Source organism: Novipirellula herctigrandis, assembly GCA_007859835.1.
Lineage (GTDB): Bacteria > Planctomycetota > Planctomycetia > Pirellulales > Pirellulaceae > Novipirellula_A > Novipirellula_A herctigrandis.
Map to the genome: position 1 here is coordinate 3,760,605 of SJPJ01000001.1, position 20,529 is coordinate 3,781,133.

The following is a 20,529-nucleotide window of genomic DNA, read 5'->3' on the forward strand; positions in this document are numbered from 1 at the left end:
TGTTCTAGTCTGCCTCGCGTGGGGTATCTTAACGAACACGAGTACGAGTGTCTGATATCCAGTAACGCATCCGTTTTGCAGCGAATTTCCGAGTCTTGGTTTGCGTCGGCACTCATTGCAATTGCCGCAGGACCGGACACTCGCAATCGCTGCCGAACCTCGTCTTGACGACGACGGACGGTCGGCGGATAGACACGTTCCCCACCAAGCTACTGTTTGCAGATTGGCGTTGGGGAATCTTGTTTATCCCGGCTCCGCGGGCGAAGCGGATGCAAAAATCTGCGTCGGTCCAGCAAGCGAGAGTTACGAGGCTTGTAGTCATGATATCCCGTCCCGAACTCCGATGACGTTCAATTTCCGATGACACTCATTTAGGGTTCAATAGCATTTAGGGTTCAATTACTTGAGCGGTCATTAGCCTAAATGCTTGCCAACACAGTGACTTGTCGCGGTTTGTTGGATAAATTCAGAATGATGCGGCAGGTGGGTAATTTTCGAGGCATTGATAATCATGACGAACAAGGTTTCCGGCGACGAAAAACTTGACGAAACGCAGTTCATGCGGCTGTTTGTCCAGCATGAGCCGGTGTTGCGCTGCGTCGCGCGGTCGATGCTGGCAGACTGGATGGCCGTCGATGACGTGTTGCAGGAAGCGGGCGTGACCATGTGGGAGAAGATCGGTCAACTTGAAAACGCCGACGGTTTTTTGCCCTGGGCCAGAGTCATCGTGCGTTTGAAGTGCCATTCCACGATCAATTCCTCGCGTCGAAGTCGTTTGGTGTTGTCGGAGGAAGCCGTCAGGTTGCTCGCCGTGGAGATCGACTCGGTGGATCGCGATCGATACGAAGCTAACCTCTATGTCCTGCAAGGTTGCCTTGGAAAACTATCAATGCAACAACGAGACCTCGTTTTGGCGCCGTACCGTGATGGGATCGAAGTCCAGGACATCGCTGCGAGGGTCGGCAAGTCGGCCAACGCACTCTACAAACAACTCGGCCGGCTTCGCGCGAAGTTGTCCGAATGTGTGGAACGGAATCTAAAGGCGGACGGTTCGGGCGAAGGACTTGCACTATGAAAGATCGAGAGTCAATCCATCAGTATTTGCTCGGCAAAACTGACAAAGACGGTGTCGCACATTTGAACGAGAAACTGTGCGCCGACGACGATTTCAGAAAGCTCTTCGCGAACCAATTGGTTCTCGACTGCAACCTGCGAGACGTTGCCGGTCTCCGCCAGGCGGATGTACCGATTTCTGCGAATACCGGTTGGGGACAACATCTAATCCGTTGGCCTGTGATCGTTACGCTTGCCGCATCGCTGCTGTTGGTTGTAGGGTGGATCTTGTTCTCGTCGCCACCTGCTCGCGTCGCGACGTTGGTGAGTAGCGAAGATGCCGCATGGGTGAGTGATCTGCCGACATCCGTAGGGTCAGAGCTTCCCGCGGGTGAATTGCAGTTGATTAGCGGAATTGCAACGCTGCGTTTCGATTCGGGTGCGACGATGATTTTAGAAGCCCCGGCTCGTCTTGAGTTGCAAACAGATATGCGAGCTTTCTTGCACGATGGTTCGGCGGTCCTGGAAGTGTCCGAATCCGCGATTGGCTTTGTTGTCACAACGCCCTCGGGCGACGCGATTGACCTTGGAACCAGTTTTGCGGTCAACGTGGACGGTGCAAAGGCGACATCGGAATTCGAGGTTCTCAAGGGCAGCATTTCGGTTGGGATGTCAAACCAGTGCAAACGAGTTTTGTTGAAAGACAACGAAGCAGTATTTGTCGATTGCTTCGGTATCTCCGAAGCCTCGACGGCGGAGTACACTGGAAACACAAAGCAGATGAAGCCCCGTTTTCGGATCGGGACGGACGGCAACGAGGCGACCTTCGTTCGGGGTGGTACCAGTGCAGGGGCGAGCCAACTGCTGATGGTGAAATCGAGCTGGAAGAACAATCTGTATGATCGCAAAGCCGTCTTCTCGTTTGATGCGTCCGGCGTCGAAATCGCGTCGGCCGTCGCGATTCGGCTGCGGTTGAATCAAGTGGAAAGTGAGATAGGTTTTGCCAACCGCCTTCCCCCGATCAACGTGTTCCAGGTCTACGCGGTACCGAATATCCCCCAAGCATCGTGGGATCGCGGATCGACCTGGGACGAAACACCCTCGCCGGACGTCGGCGTGTTGGTAGGAGAGTTCAAGATTCCTCGCAGTCGCAAGTCAGGCGAATGCGTTTTGGAAACGAACGAGTTGGCGGAATTTGTTCGCAGTCATCGTGATGGGCCACTGACGTTTGTCGTCGTTCGAGAAACGAAGCAAATCCCCGGTGACGGACGCGTGCTGGTTCACACATTCGCCTCGCACTCGCATCCATCCGCCGTTGGCCCTACACTCGAATTTGACATAATTGACGAGTGACAACTGAAGAAACCACCGATGAATACTATTTTTTTTACGATGCTACGCAGGACACAGGACCTCCAAATGAAACGCTTTGCCAGTTTTCTATTCTTAACGGCGATCGCATTTACCGCTCCGGCACACGCTCAACAGGTGCTGGTGGAAGCCGAATCGTTTGATTCGCGTGGCGGTTGGAAGCTCGACACACAGTTTATCGATACAATGGGATCGCCATATCTGCTCGCTCATGGACTGGGCAGACCAGTGGAGGATGCGACCACCGAAGTGGCGTTTCCCGAGATGGGCGAGTACCGCGTGTTCGTGCGGACAAAAGATTGGGTGGCACGCTGGAAAGCCAAGGGGCAGCCCGGACGATTTCAACTCATCGTGGATGGAACGCCGCTCCAAGAGACCTTCGGAACTAAGGGGGTTGAGTGGTTCTGGCACGATGGCGGAACGGTTCAGATTGAAAACGAAAATGCGACTGTGGCGATTCGCGACCTGACCGGGTTCGACGGACGCTGTGATGCAATCCTGTTTACGAAGAACGATTCTCCGCCGCCCAATACCTCGGACATTCTACCCAATTGGCGTCGTGAACTGCTGGGCTTGAACGCGACGCCCACCAATATGGATGGCTATGACTTGGTGGTTGTCGGTGGCGGCTACGCAGGCATGGGAACTGCGATTTCCGCCGCACGAATGGGGTGCAAAGTCGCGCTCGTGCAGAACCGTCCAGTGCTCGGCGGCAACGGTTCCAGCGAAGTTCGGGTGTGGGCGATGGGACACATTCGTCGTGGCAAATATCCCCGGATCGGCGAGATCGTCGAAGAGTTCTGCGACCGTGCAACGAAATCGCCCGGCACCTTCGAAGAGTTTGAAGATGCCAAGAAAGAACGTATCGTTCGTGCCGAGCCAAATATCGATTTATTCCTGAACTATCACGCTTTCAAGGTAGAGACCGAAGAAAAACAGATCACTGCGGTCCATGCATTTAACACAAACACGAATGAACGCAAGCGTTTCTCTGGGCGGTTCTTTGTTGATTGCACTGGCCACGGCACCGTTGGCTATTTGGCGAAAGCTGATTGGGACATGACGCCCGATGGCCGCATGGGAATGAGCAATATGTGGGCATGGGATGAAGGCGACGCACCCGCGGCGTTCCCGGAAACGCCGTGGGCACTCGACTTGGCGATGGAAGATTTCCCCTATCCTCGTGATCATCACGGCCAATGGTTCTGGGAAAGCGGTTTCGATAAGGACGCGATCGGCGACGCTGAGGGAATCCGCGATTGGAATCTGCGAGCCGTCTACGGCGCATTCAACGCGATGAAAAATCGTGATGGCGCGGCAGATCACAAAACTGCGTTCCTGACTTGGATCGCCTTTATCGGTGGCCCACGCGAGTCAAGGCGATTAATGGGGGACGTGATTTTGACTGGCGATGACGTTGTTGAGAAACGTGAATTCATTGACGGTTGCGTCCCCAGCACATGGTCGATTGACTTGCACTATCCCAAGAAAGAATATGCCGACAAATTCTCCGAGAATCCTTTCATTTCGATCGCCGAGCACGACAGACGGATTGATCGCGCGTACGGCTATCCGGTTCCGTATCGATGTTTCTATTCTCGCAACATCCGCAATCTGTTTATGGCGGGGCGCAACATCAGCGTCACTCACAAAGCGTTGGGCACCACGCGCGTAATGAAGACGTGTGGGATGATGGGCGAAGTCGTCGGAAAGGCGGCCAGTATTTGCGTGCTTCAAAATTGCAAGCCACGCGATATCTACGAGCGCTACTGGAGCGATATGGAAAAGTTGCTTGAGTTACCCGGCAAAGCCTATCGCCCAACCGTCGAAGATTCGTTCGCGATTCCGGACGACTCATTGGCAAAGGCGGATGGACGTGGGCAAGCCAAGGGGATTGACCCAAGCACGCTAAAAGGCGTCGTTGTCGATGACCGTGATGCCGACAAGAGCAAACGCTGGCGAGACGCATTTGCCCTGCCGGGATTCGTGGGAACCGGGTACGTCTACGCTCGCGAGAGTGACGCAGCCACGATTCGATTTCCCGTAAAAGTTCCGGCATCGGGACGCTACGAAATACGCATTGCTTATCATCCGCACCTGAATCGCGGTTCGACGGTGCCCGTCGTCGTTGAGTACGGCAAAGAGTCATCGACCATGACCGTGAACATGAAACAGCCACCCCAAGAAGACGGTTTCCACAGCATCGGTCAGTTCGATTTCAGTGAGGGAGATTCAATTATTGTCCAACTATCCAGCGAAGGTGCTGGCGGCGACGTACACGCAGATGCTGTTCAATTGGTCCCCGTTCAGTGACCCTTCGACCAATGAAAGTGACGACTTTGATCTGTTCCTATGCGATGGCGAATGCAAAATCACTGGCCGCCTCCTTGTTGCTTGTCGCTGTTGCGGCTCATGGCAATGCCCAGGAGAACCGTCCGATTGCAGGCTTGGAAGCGGCAGCGTCTCACCGCGCCGCCTCAACGCTTGAGCTGGTTCCCGGCCGTACGGTCACGAGGACTGCCCAGGGGCAGCACGCGGCGACCTATCACGTCCACGTACCAGCCGATTTTGACCCGGATGTGCCCGCGCGTCCGATCTTGATCGCGTTCAGTCCCGGCGGTGACGGCAAAGCACTGTTGGAGAAACTCAAGCTGGCTACCGACCCCGTTGGTTGGCTGCTGGTGGGTTGTGACAAGCTACGAAACGGCATGGCCGACGATGATCTTGAGATTGAAATCGAGGACGAGATTCTTGCCGACGTGCTAAAGCATGTGCCGCACGACACGCAGCGCATCTATCTCGGTGGTTTCTCCGGTGGCGCCATGCGAGCCTACGGTATCACTGCGCGCCGTGCCGAACCCTACGCGGGAATCGTGGCCTTTGGCGGCTGGCTCGGAGGCCCAAGTTATCAGGACGCGCCGTATCGCGAGAACATGTCAGTCGCCATGGTGACCGGTGTTCGTGATCTGGGGGCGAGCGGCTGGGTAACGATTGATACCAAAACGCTAAAGCAACGAAACTGCTCGGTCAAGCACTTTTGCTTCGCCGGAGGTCATTCGGTCTCGCCGCCCAAGACGACTCGCGCGGCGATCGGGTGGCTCGACGAACAATGGTCCAAGAAAACGCAGGCAAACGAAGGCAACGGTAAGATTCCGCTCGAAGTCCTGTACGTCGGAAAAGCTGGCTCACGTGCCGACGACTTCCTGTCGTTCTTATCGGAGCACTTTGTTTCGGTGGCGGCAACGAATGCCAGTGATCTAACACTCGAAATGGTCAATCGTGCCGACGTTCTTTTGTTGGACCAAGTCGTTCGCTCGCTTCCCGACGGATGCACCAAGGCGATGTTGATGATGGGGTCGTCTGCGGCGATGACCGGCGAACGCTACGGTTCCAAGATTGACTGGTTGTGTCAATGTTTGGACAACGAAGCCTACTCGGTCAACACTTCGCATGCGATCTTTCAAGGACCGCTTCCTGTCAGCCCCACGTTGGTCGAAAAACGCTGTCCGCATTCCAAACTGAAGATTCAGGCTTGGAAAGTGGAAGAGCCGCAGAAGACGCCGGGGCTCGTCTCCAGCCGCAAACACTTTGCATCCGCCAAGGATTCGGAAATCATCTCCGGCGGTGTGAATATGAAGGGCGTCAGTGGTGTTCCGCTGGTCCGCGAAGCCCACCGATTTTTGTGGGGCTTTGTGGCTCCGCCAATCGAAATGACCGAAGAAGGACGCCGCGTCTTCGTCAACTCGCTCGCTTGGATTCACAAGTTTGACGGCGAGGTTCAACGAGAATTTGCGGGCCTTCATGACCGCAACACCATCAAGAGTGTTTTGGAAAGTCCTTATGTGAGCGCCGAAAACCTACCTCGCTGGTTTCCCGAATCGCTGATCGAGCAAGCAAGCGGCGACAAAGAAGCAATCCGCAACCATTTCGCGAACCGGATGGACTTTGTCCACGTGCCGACCGGCAGCGGGCTGCTGCAGATCGACCGCGAAGCGGAGCAACTCGGAACCCCGATCCAAGATCCAGCGTCCATCGAGAAATGGATTGACATGTTAGATGGCGATCAATCCAAGTTGGCGTTCGGGCTGCTCCAGCGTTACACGCGGCAGCGCATTCGCCGTAAGCCAAAGCAATGGCGTGAGTGGTTTGCATCGAATAAAGATCAGCTGGTTTTTGTCGAAGACCAAGGCTACCGGTACGTCATCAGGCCAAAAGACACGCCGCCTGCCAAGGTGATGCAAGCACTGGATAACACAGGTGAATCGCAGACAGAATTGACCGAAGTGTCACCAGTTCTGTTTCAACGTGGTTTGGCGGCACTTCATACGATTGAGGGTGTTGCTTACCAATACGCTGGATGGAAGGTCACCTTGGTGATACGTGCCCGAGTGAAAGATGGCTGGCACTTTTATTCATCGACCGAAGACAACGGGACAAACATACCGACGGAAATCCAAGTCGATCTACCAGCGGGGATGGAATTTGTCGGAGAATGGAAGGTTCCTAGGTCGGTAGATGGACATCTTGGCGATGACGCCACTTTCCAACGTGTGATCCGGCTCGGCAAAACGCCCGTTGACCGCACGGAGATCAGTGGCAGCATCCGCTTCCAGGCCTGCACCGATAAGAAATGCTTACGACCTCAAACGCTAAACTTCACACTGCCGCTGACCGTCATGGCCAAGTAAGCAACCTACACTGGCTTTGCTGCCGGACGGTTCACCTTTTCCCATCACGATGGTGGCGATGTGCAGTTCGATCGCCGAACCAAAATACATTACCAACAACGAAACCGCCAACGGACAGCTTAAGGACACGCCTCGCAAGGGCTGGGAACAATACGATGCACTTGAGACGACCGACTTACCTCACCGCAATCGCTTTGACGCTTGCCGGTTTACTATTTGTCAGTTTGCTGTTTGGCGGGATAGATCGAGCGAACGCCGCGCAACGTCCCAACATCATTCTTGTTTTCGCCGACGACATCAGTGCCCGCGAGCTTCCGGTTTACGGGTCTTCCACCTGGACCAAGGATCGAGGCGACGATAGTTCCGATCTGTCCGTACGTGCCAAGACACCGGTGCTGAACCAAATGGCACAGGAAGGTTGCTGGGTGAAAACGGCTTGGGCTTCGGTCGTGTGCTCACCGAGTCGCGCCATGATGATGACCGGACGCTACGCACACCTGCACAAATGGTGGAACAACTCGTACAAGGGGCGAAGTCGAGACCAAAATGGAAATGTGACAACGTGGCCGCTGTACGAAAGCTCGCCGTTGCAAATCGGACATGTTGCTCAGCAAGGCGGTTATGCGACCTACTGGGCCGGCAAAACGCAGATGGCGGGTGATTTGCGACGGTTCGGATTTGATCAAGGCTGTTTCACCCCTGGTAATCTCGCCGATCAAGACAATCCGTTTGCCGATTTTAAAATGGTCAGCAAGAAAGTGGACGGCCAAAAGTTGGTGATCAATGAGGATACCGGGAAGCCGTTTGACACCTACCCGCAACACAGCTGGTATTTCTATCCGCACGTTCGCCTAATGCACCACGACGACAAGGATTTCCAGTGGTGGCCCAACACACCCAAATCGATCGATTCGTTCGGGCTGGGTACGTATGGTCCTGATGTCGAACTCGATTTCATTTTTGATTTCATGGACCGACAGCATGAAAACGGCAAACCGTTCTTCGTGTACCACACCACGCATTTGGGGCACGCTGCATTCGATTGGCTCAACACCGAGAACGGCCAGTGCTTTCCTGGCACACCGATCATCCATTGGGACGGAGCGGGCTATACACGAACGGAGCCCAACATCAGCGGCGACAACGGTGACTACGATCCGCACGGAACCGTGACCGATACCGGGATCCATCATCACATCAACTATCTCGATTACCAAATGTGGCTCTATCGCAATAAACTCAAAGCGATGGGCATCGAAGACAACACCGTCGTCATTTTTTGTGCTGATAATGGGACGGCTGGCTATGGCAAGAACAGCCATGAAAAACAAAAGGGCGTCCACGTTCCCCTGATCATCTACGCCCCAGGGATGACCAAGCATGGCGAGCAAGATGTGCTGGTGAATATGTCCGACATGTTACCGACGATCGCCGATCTTGTTGGCGTTGAGATTCCTGAAGACTACGCGTGCAACGGCGAAAGTTTGGTGCCGTTCTTGTACACTGACAAAGTCAAGCACCGCGATTGGATCTACGGTTACAGCCGTGAGCGACAACTCATTCGTGGAGATCTAGTGATGAAGGACGGTAATGATCGCTGGTGGGACGTCTCCGAGGAACCCGCTAACCTAATCAGTTATCCCGAAATCACCAACTGGGATGAAGCGTCTGAGCAGCACCAAGCCGAACGCGACAGATTAAACGAAATCCTGCCGCGATTTGATCTCTTCGACACCGAACCGGATGCACCGGGTGTTGATCTTCCGCCCAAGAAAATGAAAAAAAAGGGATAGGCAACCATTGATTTTGACATCTTGAATGTCCGCACTATCAACGAATTGGCACCGCAGTCCCAAACCCCACGTTCGCTAGCGAGAGAATCACCCCAGATAAACACAAAAAGACACCGATTTAGAAATTGTTCGCTTATACTTTTCAAGCTATCTGTGTTCATCTACGTCCATCCGTGGTTCTCACCCTCCGGACCAAAGCATTCGGCGCTAAGACCAACCGAGAAACGAAACGGATACCAAGCAAACTTCACGTCGCCAATTTCTAACAACCAGCACGACAGACGATGCGGCCGCGACGGTCCCCGATCACTTCATGACTTCGCAAGCGGTCGTCAAGTCAGCGAGCGAGCGATTGCAGTTTGGATTGATCGGTGCTGGCGACAAAGGAAAAAACTATCGAAATCGCCATGGCAATTTCCGTTGGTGGTATGAATGCTCTGGCGGGAAACGGACCGATTGGGACGCTCACCACGTCGGCATCGCGATGGTTTGGGATTGTTGCGGCGGGGCAGAACAACAACCCGGTTTCGGTCGACGGCACAGCCAAGCATCCGGTTGAATTCGCCGATGGGATTTCCATCTTGAATGATCGTTACAACACCGCTCACCGTTCTGGCTTGACGGTCCCATTCGCTGACGGCGATGTCGCGAATGAATAGTCGCCACGATGTAGACAATGGTGTCTTGTTTAAAGGCGATCTCGGTCGCATGTTCACCCACCGCGGTTTGCCGTCAGAGAGAGCAGCCAAGATTTCGTTGTCGCCATCGTTGTTGACGTCACCACACCAGAGGTCGCGTACCATATATCCAGTGAGTGGGTTCGGTTTGTCCCAGAGAGTCTTGCCATCGAAATCCATAGCTGAAATCGCGTCTTCGTAATTGGCGCCGCCAATGACACTCTGGCCGCTAAGTATGCCTGTGCGGACATGAATGATCGTGTGTCCGGTGTCATAGCTCCGGATCGCTGATTCGGCAGCCGCAGAATAGCCAATCATGAACAACACACAGATCGCTGGAACGGCCATCCATTTGTTGACAGAATTCGTGGCGCAAAGTGCCATTTGTGGTGTTCCACATAAAGCACATCGCCAAGTCGAACGCTCTACTCACCGGTACGCGGCGAAGGGATTGCAAACGCGAATACCACTTTTTTCGTTGTCTCGCCTCTAGGCGGTTTTTCCGCAAGCGCGGCCCATCCGACGGAAGGCGGCACTACAAACGACGTGCGCCAGTATTCAAACAAAAAAAGACGCCGTCCCATTGGGAAGGCTTGGATTCGAGATAGCGAATGTTGCTCTGACCTGATTGCATTTGCGCTGTGCTTCAAGGTCGTTGAAATTCTGTAATGACATCTTGTTCCCGTTCTTTGGGGGAAACTTTCAAGCTCTGAATCTTCCCTAGTTTGAAAGTCACCTCAACGACCGTTTGCTTTGGCGCGTGCAGCTTGAAGTCCACATCGATATCTTTCGGCCATGCGGGAAGAACAAGGATGCTATCGCCGAAGCACTGCATCAGCATTTCCTGTAGACCGATCATGCCGGCACCGCCGTGATTGTGGTCCGGGATGCCGTCATAATTTGGGCCCCAGAAGGTCGGGAAGCGGTGCCGCGTATCATCGGCGAACTTCTTCTTGTGGTACTCAAGTGCTTCTTCGGTCATTCCCATCCGGGCCAAGAAAATGCCGATCTGGTTCCACCCGCCATGGGTCCGACGCATCGAAGTGTCGTATTTCCAAGTGTTATGAAACGTCTGCATTTCGTCGTCGAGAAGCGAAAAACGGTTGTACGGAAACAACGGATACCACTGCGGCGCTTCGCTGCTGTTGTAAAGCTCGGCGTCTTCCGCTGGGCTCATCACGCGATGTCCTTCCAATTCGTCAAAGGGCAGTTCGGGCACGCGGTCAAGAAACGAACGGAAGTAAGCCTTGTCTTTTGGCGACAGGTAGGGTTCATCGATTTCGATCAGCAAGTCGAGGCACGCTCGAAGACCACATATCGCGTCAACCGGATTCTTAACACCCTTGTAAGCTTCGCATGCCTGCGATGGATAGATGACGAGCTTTCCGTTTTCATCCAGCGGGCTTCCGTCGCGGTTCTTCTTTCGGACTTGATAGTGCTCATCGTAGAACTTGAGCGACTCGCGAATCAGCGGCATGTATTGTTCGAAGCTTTCGCCGGTGTACCGGTAGCGTTCCATGATCATGTACGCGAATTCAAGTTGCAGATGGTAGTACCAAGCAACCGAAGGATTGCACATGACGCCCTTTTCCACAGGAGAACCGTGTCCCATGTATGCGCGAAGTTCTGGGCTGCAGAAAGGAATCGCTTCACCACGCCGGTACTTGCTGGTCGGGTCATCCCAGCCATAGCAAAAAGGAATGTGTATCCCAGAAGCGTCCGTGTTTTCGGAAAACGCCGCACCGCCATGTCCGAAAGCATCCTTGACGCGAATCATCGCACCGGGGAGTGCTTTCCTATACAGGTCGAACTGCGGCGGCATCATGTCAAAGTCACCGGACTTTAGCATCGGCCAGTAAAGTAGACGTTGATTCTGGCCGGTGAAGAAGTCTCCGCCCCAGCGCCGCCAGTCCGGATCGTAGCCCGGTCTATCATCAAACGTCAGATTGCCGCCATTGAATTTGGTTGGGAATTCGCCGTAAGCGTTACCGCCCAATTGATAACGCATCAAGTTATAGTTCTTCCCCATCTGCCAAATGGGTGACTTTTCGTCCTTCTGATCGGGACTAACCACAATCCGACTGCGGTCCCAGAACTTTTGCCACCAGTCTTTGTTCTTGGCAAAGCTTCCTTTCGTCTCGAAAACTTTCTCACACGAAGCTTGCAATTCTGAAACCCAATCTTCCACATCGTCGCGCTGCGCGATGTGGGTCGCCACGAAGATGTGGTGATTCTTCACCGGTGATCGGCTCTTTAAAATCAAGGACTTGAAATCAGTCTTGTAATATCGGCCTTCACCTGCCCCATCACTCAACGCGTCTTCAGCAAAGAGTTTGCCACCCATCGTGCGATGCTTGATCACATTGGTCAGTTGGTCTTTGTACTGTTCCAGCCCTTGCTGTTTGATGCCAAAATTGGGAGACATCGTCTCGGCGGGATTGCGGTGATAGAAAAGAATGGAATCCCCGTCGTGCTTGAATCCTTCGTCCTTCAGTTTGATGACTTCGAACGGAGCAAGAACGTAGGAGAACGCCCCGAAGCGAATTGTCCCGATCTTTCCTTTCTCGATATTTTCTGGATTTTCAACCAAACTCTTATCTTCGGTGCGCCAGTTTTCGTACGCTGCGCGATAGCTGACTGGTTGATCGGCATCGATCGTTACGTTCACCGAATGAGTCAACTGATCGACCCAAAGATTGATCCGTATTTCAAAGTCCGCTTCGTCCTTCCCTTTGGCCCTGATGGCGATGTAACCGTCCTTCAGGATCAGTTTTTGCGAGAAGTCCGTGCAGTCCTTCAGCGGATTGGGAGCGAGTGTGATGCGTATTCGTCCCAGCTTGATGTGTTCACCAATTTCCGTGAATGAACCGCTGCGCTGGATGTAGAACATCAAGTCACCGGTGGCCTTTTCGACCCAAACGTTGCAGGCCATATCGCCGGCACCGACCGGCATGTTGCCCGAAACGTTTTGGCTTGGGCTCGTCCACTCAATGTCGTAGCGGTCGGTCCAAAATCCGTTTTCAGAGGCTGCCGCACCGGTCATCAGACCGGCCACGGCTAAAACGCACAGTGTTCGAAACATCATTTCCTCTGAATGGCCATTCAGGTTCCCTGATGGCATCGATTCGTGTATTGCCTGTGTCGCATACACGGAACCACAAGAAGGGCGGATATCATCTACAACATCGATGAACACCTAGTCGTCGTCGCGTAGGAGAATTTCACATGGTGTAGTATTCTTCCCAACCCTTCCTAGGAGCATGCCCTTTGAGCAGTTGATTGGCCCGTTCGTTGTTGGTGATCTGCTTCTTCTCGGTATCGAACTTGAGCGTACCACCAAGTCGCTGCGCAATGCAGCCTAGCATGAAGACCTGTGTGAGAGGTCCTGATACGGCGAACTTCGAGTTGCATTCTTCCTTGCCCATCGCTGCGAGTAAGAAGTTCTTCATGTGGTTCTGATTGGTGTCTCCCGATGGAATTTCCGGCAACTCATTTTCTGCTTCGGTATCCGAAAGAACGCTCAGCTTCCCGCTGTGAGTACCACCGAGGAACGTCAAGTCGTCGCTGTAGATTAACTTGCCACATGCGGGCAATTTTTGGCCTGAGCTGAGTTCATCCGGACGTGGCGGCTTGTTGTTGACTCCGTCATACCAGTTAATCGACATCGCTGGCATACCCGGACCACGCTCGGCGAACTCGAACGCGATGGTTGTCGCCATCGGATAGATAAAGTCGTTCTGGCCTTCTAGCTTGTCGGCGCGGATCTCGTACGGAAGGCCCAACTTCAGGAAGCGGTGGATGCTGTCGAGCGTGTGTGGGCCCCAGTCGCCGAAAGCACCATTGCCGTAGTCATACCAACCTCGCCAATTGCCTCCGTCCAAACGTTTGCTGTAGTCATGCATGGGCGCGGTGCCCGTCCAGACATCCCAGTTCATTTCGGCGGGCATTGGTTCGGCCGCCGGAAAACCGGTTACGTTTCCCCAAGGATGCCAGCGGCGCCCCTTGTTCATACAGGCGTCGACACGGCGCACGTTCTTGATGATCCCTTGCTCGACCCAAGTCTTGAACTGCATTCGCTGCGACGATGAGTGACCCTGATTGCCCATCTGGCAGATACCGTTGTGTTTCTTCTCTGCGGCGATCAACAGTTCGCATTCTTCGAAAGTGTGTGCGAGCGGTTTTTCAACATACACTGCAATTCCCTCGGCCATCGCACGCATTGTTACGGGGAAATGTCCGTGGTCAGGCACTCCCGCCGTGCAGGCGTCGATCTTGTCGCCCATTTCATCGAACATCGTGCGAAAATCGTCATAAACTTTGGCGTCAGGGTGTTGCTCTTTGAATCGCGCGGTGCGTGAAGGGTTGACATCACAAAGAGCAACCACATTCGTCATGCCCGTTTTGATCGCTTCGTTGCCGATACTCGCGCCTCGGCCACCGCAACCAATGATGGCCAAGTTGACCTTGTCGCTAGACTCCGCCCCGCTTGCAGGAAGAATGTTATACGAGCTGATCGCGGCTGACGCGGCAGTGGCTGTTTTCAGGAACGAACGTCGGTTGGTTCTTTTCATCGAATTGCTCATGGAGGGGGGGGCTTTTTGGGGAGGGAAACGCCTGAAACATGCAGACACTGACCACAACGGTCAATCCAGAGGAAACAAGACTGCTAAGTTTGTCACCCTAGTGTGATGAATGCTCCGTCGAAGAATGGCGGAACAACTAATGATAGTGTCTGAAGCACAAAAGATGAACATGAAAATGAAACGTATCGTTTATCGATTGACTGTTTGCCTGTTTTTTCCTCGCGACGGGAAGTCGGGCCACTTGGAATCCCGAAGATTCTTGCACGTCTTTCTAAAAAACCGTCGGCATGCTGGCACGCCGGGAATTCAGAAGCAAATCCTAGCACTACCACAAACGGTCTGCGGTCGCGACGCAGTCCAGGACCGTGCCGTATGTCGCTGCTGAAATAGTCTGGAGCATCCCGAGTTCCCTTTGTTGTGTGAACATTGTCAGATCCGCCGCCGACAAGTCGCAGGGGTGCAGCTTGATATCGGTCGTCGGCCTATCGCGACTCTGTGGTAACTCGCCTCAAGGTCCGTCCGTTGTTTGCCGATAGATTGTTTTTCTCGAACGGGTCTGTACATGTTCCCCGCGTCTACTTTTCCGGTGATTGCAACTTGTTAATCAGATATTCAGTCGGACTTTTGTGCTGCACGTTCGGCGCACCGGGGTAGCACACCTCGCACTGGACGCCAAGTTCATCGCACCGCTCCTTTAGTTTCACACCAAAGATTGCTGAGTGAGTTGGATCTTTTTCGACTCGATTCTCGGATGGTGCGACAGTGAAGATCATGTAGGTCGGCGGGTCATCGGATGTTAGCAGTTCGTAGGGTGAATACTCTCTGATCCATGGCAGAATTTTGTCGCGGGCTGCGATAAACGCTTCAAAGTCATTCAAATTAAAGGCGTGCGCGCCGTATGTGCTGTTGGCTATCCATTCTTTCATTTGGACGGGATCGAGCGTTGTCTGCGGTCGCGTCACAGCCAGGAAATTCGGCCGGGATGACTCACGGGCGACTGGAGCCGCGCTATTCGGGTCGGCGAGGTCTTTATGATAGCCGATCCAAAGACAGGAACATGCACCCGCTGATCCGCCGGCTGCTCCAATCCTCGTCTTGTCAATGTTCCAATCGGCCGATTTACTACGAACAAACTGAAGTGCCATGGCCGCATCTTCCAAAGGTGCTTTAACCGGCGGCTGGACATCTTGCGCGTGTTTCATCAACCGGTAGTGGATCGACACGACTGAAATGCCGTTCTCAAGCAAGCGTGCCGTGTCAACAAGCTTGTGGAGCTTTTGCTGACTACTGCCTCCACGCCAACCACCTCCGTGAATAACGAAAACCAAGGGCGTCGGCTCGTCAGACTCAGCCTTCCAAAAATCGAGAGTGTGTCGCGAGTGATCACCGTAGCGAACGTTGGCAATTGTCACTGCGGGTATCGATGGATCGTAACCCGTACTGGCGCGGTCGTTCGTGGTTTGGCTTGTCGACTTTGTTTTGGCGGCATCGTGTTGATTTGGGTTCGCCAGGGCGTGGGTGGAAACGCATCCGAAACAAATAAGCAGGGTCGCGGAAAGTTTAACCATCGTTTGTCTCTCTAAGTGTTAATCACCAGGTCAATATCGGTAATCTGCTCCATCGCGGCTCCGCTGGCAACTCGCCTCCAATTCGGCCAATTGCTCACGGAGAATTTCTACCTGATCTGGCAACGTTTTGGATAAATCGATTTTCTCGAACGGGTCTTTCGCAAGGTCAAACAGACGCATGCGGCCGTCCTTCTTGGCTTCCTGAAGCAGTTTCCAGTCGCCTGAGATGATTGCTTTACCATCAATACCATTGTGCAACCTGCGATAGCCAAAGAACAGACTTCGATCTGGTTTCCCGGCTTCGCCGCATATCACCGGCATCAAATCAATACCATCGATTGGCCGAGAAGCTTTTCTTACCATCGAATTTCCCACAATCGACGCAACCGTCGGCAGGAAATCCACTGTACTGCATCGCACGTCCGTTGAGGTTCCGGCCGGAATTTTACCAGGCCACTCAGCACAGGCCGGAACCATCACGCCACCTTCGTACATTGTATGCTTATGGCCTTTGAAAGGTCCCGCCGACGCGACACCCTTCTGCGTTAATCCGTCGGAAGGACCATTGTCGCTGCAAAAGAAGATCACCGTATTCTTCTCAATACCAAGCTCACGCAGCTTGGTTCGTAGGCGGCCAATCTGCTGATCCATTGCCGTGATACAACCGTAGTAGTTTTTCCGCGTGGTCCCCGCTTTGGGGTAGAGCTTCTTGAACTCGTCACCGGCGACCACCGGTTCATGCGGAGCGTGGAACCAAACCGTCGCGAGAAACGGCTGGGCCTGGTTCGCTTCGACGAATGGAATCACACGATCCATGATGATGCGACTGTCGTCACCGGACAGGTTCTCTTTCGCTTCGTGACCGTTGTGAACGTAGGGAAAGCCACCTTTCCACGGACCGCTCGGTTCGCCGCCCCAACTGTTCCAATCGTCGGGCGTGATCGTGGGATTCCAAGTCGGCACGGCACTGGTTGTAGCGAAGTACTCGTCGAAACCATGATGGGACGGCGGGGAATAAAAACCTCGTGTGCCGACTTCATCCGGCTTCACCCATCCGATGTGCCACTTGCCAAAGAAGCCGGTCGCATATCCTTGTTTTTTCAACATTTCCGCAATGGTGATTTCCCCAACACGCATGCCACCTGTGTGCGCAGCCAGGATGCCAAAACGAAACGGATAGCGCCCGGTTAGACAGCTTCCTCGCGTCGGAGAACAAAGCGGCGCTGCGGCGTAAAAGCGATCGAATCGGACCCCGCCGACTGCCATCGCATCAAGGTGAGGCGTCTTCACGACATCGTTGCCGTTGAAGCCGACATCGCCCCATCCCTGGTCGTCGCTCATCAGCAAAATGATGTTTGGCGATGCAGTCTCATCAGACGCCGCGAATGACTTCGTCGCCGGCAACGCCACGATGATGCCGAGAATGGTCATGTGGATGAGTGATTGAAAAGTCATTGCCGCCTTCGAGGAATGCTGATGGAGTGATCGAAAAGTGAGAGCCATCCGCATGATAGTATACAGCCTGCAACATTGCAGGTTCTGCAAAACACATTGCATGATTATTTCGTCGCTGGACGAAAAATTCGTCATGGACATCATGGAAGTCGATTCACCATCCGGTGTATTCATGGATGCGTGTGACAACCAAACCTACTACTGATTCAAAACGCGGGACGCTTCAGTGACTCTTGCCACAATTTGGGCGTGTTTGTCTGTCATCGCAAGCCATCGGGAAACCTCTCCCCAAACATTCTGGGGATTGATTCGCGTTCATGGAATCGCTCCTTCCCTTGTCGGTAGCGAGAGACGATTCGGACGCGAACCAAAGCTGCGTCCGCAAACAAACCTTGACCAGCATTAGCGGAACTTCCATCAGAGCGTCAACGACCGTTAGTAAGTCGGTGATCGTCATTGGCGTCAAAACATGCAGCAGCTTGGGCTGCGATCGACCATCGTCGCGCCCGATACCGAGCAACAAGCGGCAAAGCAACGTAGATCACAAGTGAAAGCAACAGAGCCTGCTACGGCTCGGGGAGTTAGACGACACTCAACAGGAAACCACCCAAGATGCTATAAAGCACGAGCATGGTGCGTCTTAAACGAACTCTTGAATGATCTCGGGACGCGGAGCAGGAATGACGATCTTGTCTACCAGCAACCCTTTTCGTTCGATCACCGCTCCGCCAACTTCGACGGCTTCACTAACGGACGCAACATCACCGGTCAGCGAGACCCAACCTTTGCCGCCGATCGCCATGGCCAAGTGAATCGTGATTAGTTGAACTGGCGTCGCCTTGACTGCCGCATCGGCTGCCTCGATGACCGACGCCACGCTGAATGCTTCGATGACGCCGAGCGCTTTGAGTTCGGGCAAGTGACTTATACCGCTGATGGCCGGAAAAACAGAGGGATGTACGTTGGGGATCACGAACTGATCCACCACCGTATGCGCCCCAGCCTTCGCGCCGGCTTCGATAGCCGAGGTCACGGCGTCAACGCCTCCGCCAATCAGCACCATGTATTTGCCAGGACAGATGGTCCGATTGACAATGATCTTCACGTTTGCGGTTTTGAGCACCGTGTCCGCGATCAAAAATCCGCGCGCGATGCTGGAGGTCTCCACGATGCCAATTGCGTTGCCGTTTTCCATCTATTTGCCGTTCGTTAAACTGTGATTTCGATACTGTTGGCTTTGACTGCCGTCACTTGACCGTCCAGACTGGCGTGTGCTGGACACCCCAATTGTTGCTCGTCAACGGTGGCGATGACGTCGCCACATTGGACCGTGTCACCTACGGACACAACCGGTTTTGCCGGTGCGCCGATGTGCGAGTTCAATGGAATCGTGACACGTTGCGGTTGCCAATGATCGAAGCTGACGAAGGGGGCCTTGCGATTGTAGGACGCCAGCCCCAGCCGAGTGATGAGTGTCGGAATAGGAATCTCGCGGCCTTTCCGGGCCGGGTGGGGATCGCGGAACAGAACTTCCAATTCCTGTTCAGTGCGTCCCAACTCATTTTCGCGTAGTACCTGTTTGGCATCCACGCAGATGTTTTTAGGGTCGAGCATTTCCGGACAGGCAATCATTGAACAGACATTGCACTCGCAACAGTATTGCGCCCACAGGCTGCTTCGTTGTTTGGCCTCGCCGGTCATCAGCAGTGTCCGCATGACGCGATGCGGTTCGATCGGATAGCCCATGATGTATCGCGGGCATAGCTCGGTACACAATGAACACTGGTCGCATTGCCCGTGACCGATCCGCGTGTACGTTTCCTGCGATTGAGTTTTGCGTTTCGCCAAATAGTGATCGCGTGGCAACGCAATGATTCCGCCCATGTTTTTGCCCACCGGCATGGATAGGTCCGTCGTGACACCTCCCATCATGATTCCGCCGGTTAGAATCAACGGATCGTCTACGGTTAGGCCTCCTGCCAATTCGAGGCAATCAGCGATGGAGACTCCAATCGGAACGACCGTTGTCAACGGTTCCGCGACGGCGCCGCAAACGGTGACGAACTTATCGACCACCGGCTTCCCTTCGGCGGCGAGGGCAACATTGACAATCGTTTCGACGTTGTCCACGACGCAACCAACATGCAGCGGAATTCCTCCAGGTGGAATCAATCGTCCGGAGATTTCGTACACCAGTATGTACTCGTCACCAGCCGGATAGACATCGGGATAGACGAGACTTTCAAAGCCATTCGACTCCAAATCCGGTTGGAAGCTCTCGACCACGTCTTGATTTTTCTTTTTTACGGCCACGGTAACGGTCGCGGCATCGGTCAAGTCGCGCAGGATTTGCAGTCCGCGGAAGAAGGCGTCCTGGCGTTGGAGCATCGACTCGCGGTCCTTCTGCAACAAGGGTTCACATTCCGCCCCGTTGGCAATCACGTGTTCGACCGTGGCGTCCAACTTCTTATAAGTTGGAAAACCGGCACCACCGGCCCCGATCACGCCGGCTTCCCTGATTAGCCTTAGCAGATCCTGTTTCGATTTCTTCTGCATGATGATCTGTGTTGTTATCAAAGGGGACTGTAGTTGTTGCGAAGCCGCTTGTTACTGCACGACGATGCGCCGTTATTCCTTTGCATCATCGGCAACCTCCATCGACGCGTTTCTTTCCTTCTCGGCTTGATCGGACCCATAGCATCACTCCAATCGAGTGAAGACCGGCGCGAGGTCTGTTTTTTGCCGCAGCCCCTCCACGCGAACGAGGTCGACGTTTCTTGGCCCAATGAGTCTATGCATTTTCGGTGTCACGGTCACGCTCCCTCCGTGAGGGTTGAAGGCGAGGAACGAGCCTGAGGGAGGGCCCGCGCGACCAAGGCCTTTCATGTTTCTACTGCTAGACCTCTCTTCACCGCCCGCCATGAGGGTGAAGGCAAAATCGCACGGCAGCTGACCCCGTGGCGGGAGGAGGTCATGATTTTAACCGGCCATGACTCGCGTTCAAGTCTGAAATGCGACACCGTAGCGATAATTTGCGACATGCCGTGGTTGGTGCTGAATTGGATACCTGTGTCGCGAGCCGTCGTGCTATCATCGGCCGCGCTTCTTGGCTTGCTTGGGTGTTCGGTCTGCGTTTCATCGATGGCAAAATTTTCGACAAGGCGGATCTTGGGCATGTCCAATGTCACAAAACCGAGTTCAAGTGCCGGCGAATCAGGCCTCCGTCGGAAGTCACCATTTGCGGCATCAACGAACAACGGATCAATAGGTTGACTGTGACGTCGACTCCGGGTCGATGCTGATTTTCTGGCATCTGATTGCCCAACGGTGGATGGTTGGCA

Annotated in this window: 12 protein-coding genes; 5 read left to right on the top strand and 7 right to left on the bottom strand. The window is 53.9% G+C overall.

Annotation, left to right across the window (positions count from 1 at the left end; all coding sequences use genetic code 11):
• Positions 1-511: 511 nt before the first annotated feature.
• The 5 genes from CA13_RS13745 (at position 512) to CA13_RS13765 (ending at position 8,905) form a co-directional block, all read left to right on the top strand.
• Entirely contained in the window at positions 512-1,075 is a 564-nt protein-coding gene (locus tag CA13_RS13745) for a sigma-70 family RNA polymerase sigma factor (RefSeq protein ID WP_146397531.1), read from the top strand.
• Positions 1,072-2,406: a FecR domain-containing protein gene (locus CA13_RS13750; RefSeq protein ID WP_419194319.1), complete on the top strand. Its 1,335-nt coding sequence runs from the start codon at positions 1,072-1,074 to the stop codon at positions 2,404-2,406. Before CA13_RS13745 ends, CA13_RS13750 begins: the two co-directional genes overlap by 4 nt.
• A 66-nt stretch (positions 2,407-2,472) precedes the next feature.
• Positions 2,473-4,737, top strand: a complete 2,265-nt coding sequence (locus tag CA13_RS13755) for an FAD-dependent oxidoreductase (protein WP_419195112.1) — start codon at positions 2,473-2,475, stop codon at positions 4,735-4,737.
• Positions 4,734-7,112, top strand: a complete 2,379-nt coding sequence (locus CA13_RS13760) for a protein-disulfide reductase DsbD family protein (protein ID WP_146397537.1) — start codon at positions 4,734-4,736, stop codon at positions 7,110-7,112. Before CA13_RS13755 ends, CA13_RS13760 begins: the two co-directional genes overlap by 4 nt.
• A gap of 155 nt (positions 7,113-7,267) precedes the next feature.
• Positions 7,268-8,905 carry a sulfatase-like hydrolase/transferase gene (locus CA13_RS13765; protein WP_146397538.1) on the top strand — a complete coding sequence of 546 codons (1,638 nt, stop codon included), beginning with the start codon at positions 7,268-7,270 and terminating at the stop codon, positions 8,903-8,905.
• A 332-nt stretch (positions 8,906-9,237) separates the two neighbouring features.
• Here CA13_RS13765 and CA13_RS35105 read toward each other — a convergent pair whose 3' ends face one another.
• From CA13_RS35105 to CA13_RS13805, 7 genes are all read right to left on the bottom strand, one after another.
• Positions 9,238-9,966: a hypothetical protein gene (locus tag CA13_RS35105; protein ID WP_419194320.1), complete on the bottom strand. Its 729-nt coding sequence runs from the start codon at positions 9,964-9,966 to the stop codon at positions 9,238-9,240.
• 262 nt (positions 9,967-10,228) lie between these two features.
• Complete coding sequence (locus CA13_RS13775; protein ID WP_419194321.1) at positions 10,229-12,667, bottom strand: DUF5703 domain-containing protein; 2,439 nt, start codon at positions 12,665-12,667, stop codon at positions 10,229-10,231.
• Positions 12,668-12,803: 136 nt separating this feature from the next.
• Positions 12,804-14,153 (bottom strand): Gfo/Idh/MocA family oxidoreductase, encoded by a 1,350-nt coding sequence (locus tag CA13_RS13780; RefSeq protein ID WP_419194322.1) that lies wholly within the window; start codon positions 14,151-14,153, stop codon positions 12,804-12,806.
• Positions 14,154-14,740: 587 nt separating this feature from the next.
• Complete coding sequence (locus CA13_RS13785) at positions 14,741-15,733, bottom strand: alpha/beta hydrolase (RefSeq protein ID WP_146397545.1); 993 nt, start codon at positions 15,731-15,733, stop codon at positions 14,741-14,743.
• 30 nt (positions 15,734-15,763) lie between these two features.
• Complete coding sequence (locus CA13_RS13790; RefSeq protein ID WP_146397547.1) at positions 15,764-17,188, bottom strand: sulfatase-like hydrolase/transferase; 1,425 nt, start codon at positions 17,186-17,188, stop codon at positions 15,764-15,766.
• Between the two features lie 640 nt (positions 17,189-17,828).
• Positions 17,829-18,383: a BMC domain-containing protein gene (locus CA13_RS13800; RefSeq protein ID WP_146397548.1), complete on the bottom strand. Its 555-nt coding sequence runs from the start codon at positions 18,381-18,383 to the stop codon at positions 17,829-17,831.
• A 14-nt stretch (positions 18,384-18,397) separates the two neighbouring features.
• On the bottom strand, positions 18,398-19,744 hold the full coding sequence (locus CA13_RS13805; RefSeq protein ID WP_146397550.1) for a 4Fe-4S dicluster domain-containing protein: 1,347 nt from the start codon (positions 19,742-19,744) through the stop codon (positions 18,398-18,400).
• Positions 19,745-20,529 lie beyond the last annotated feature (785 nt).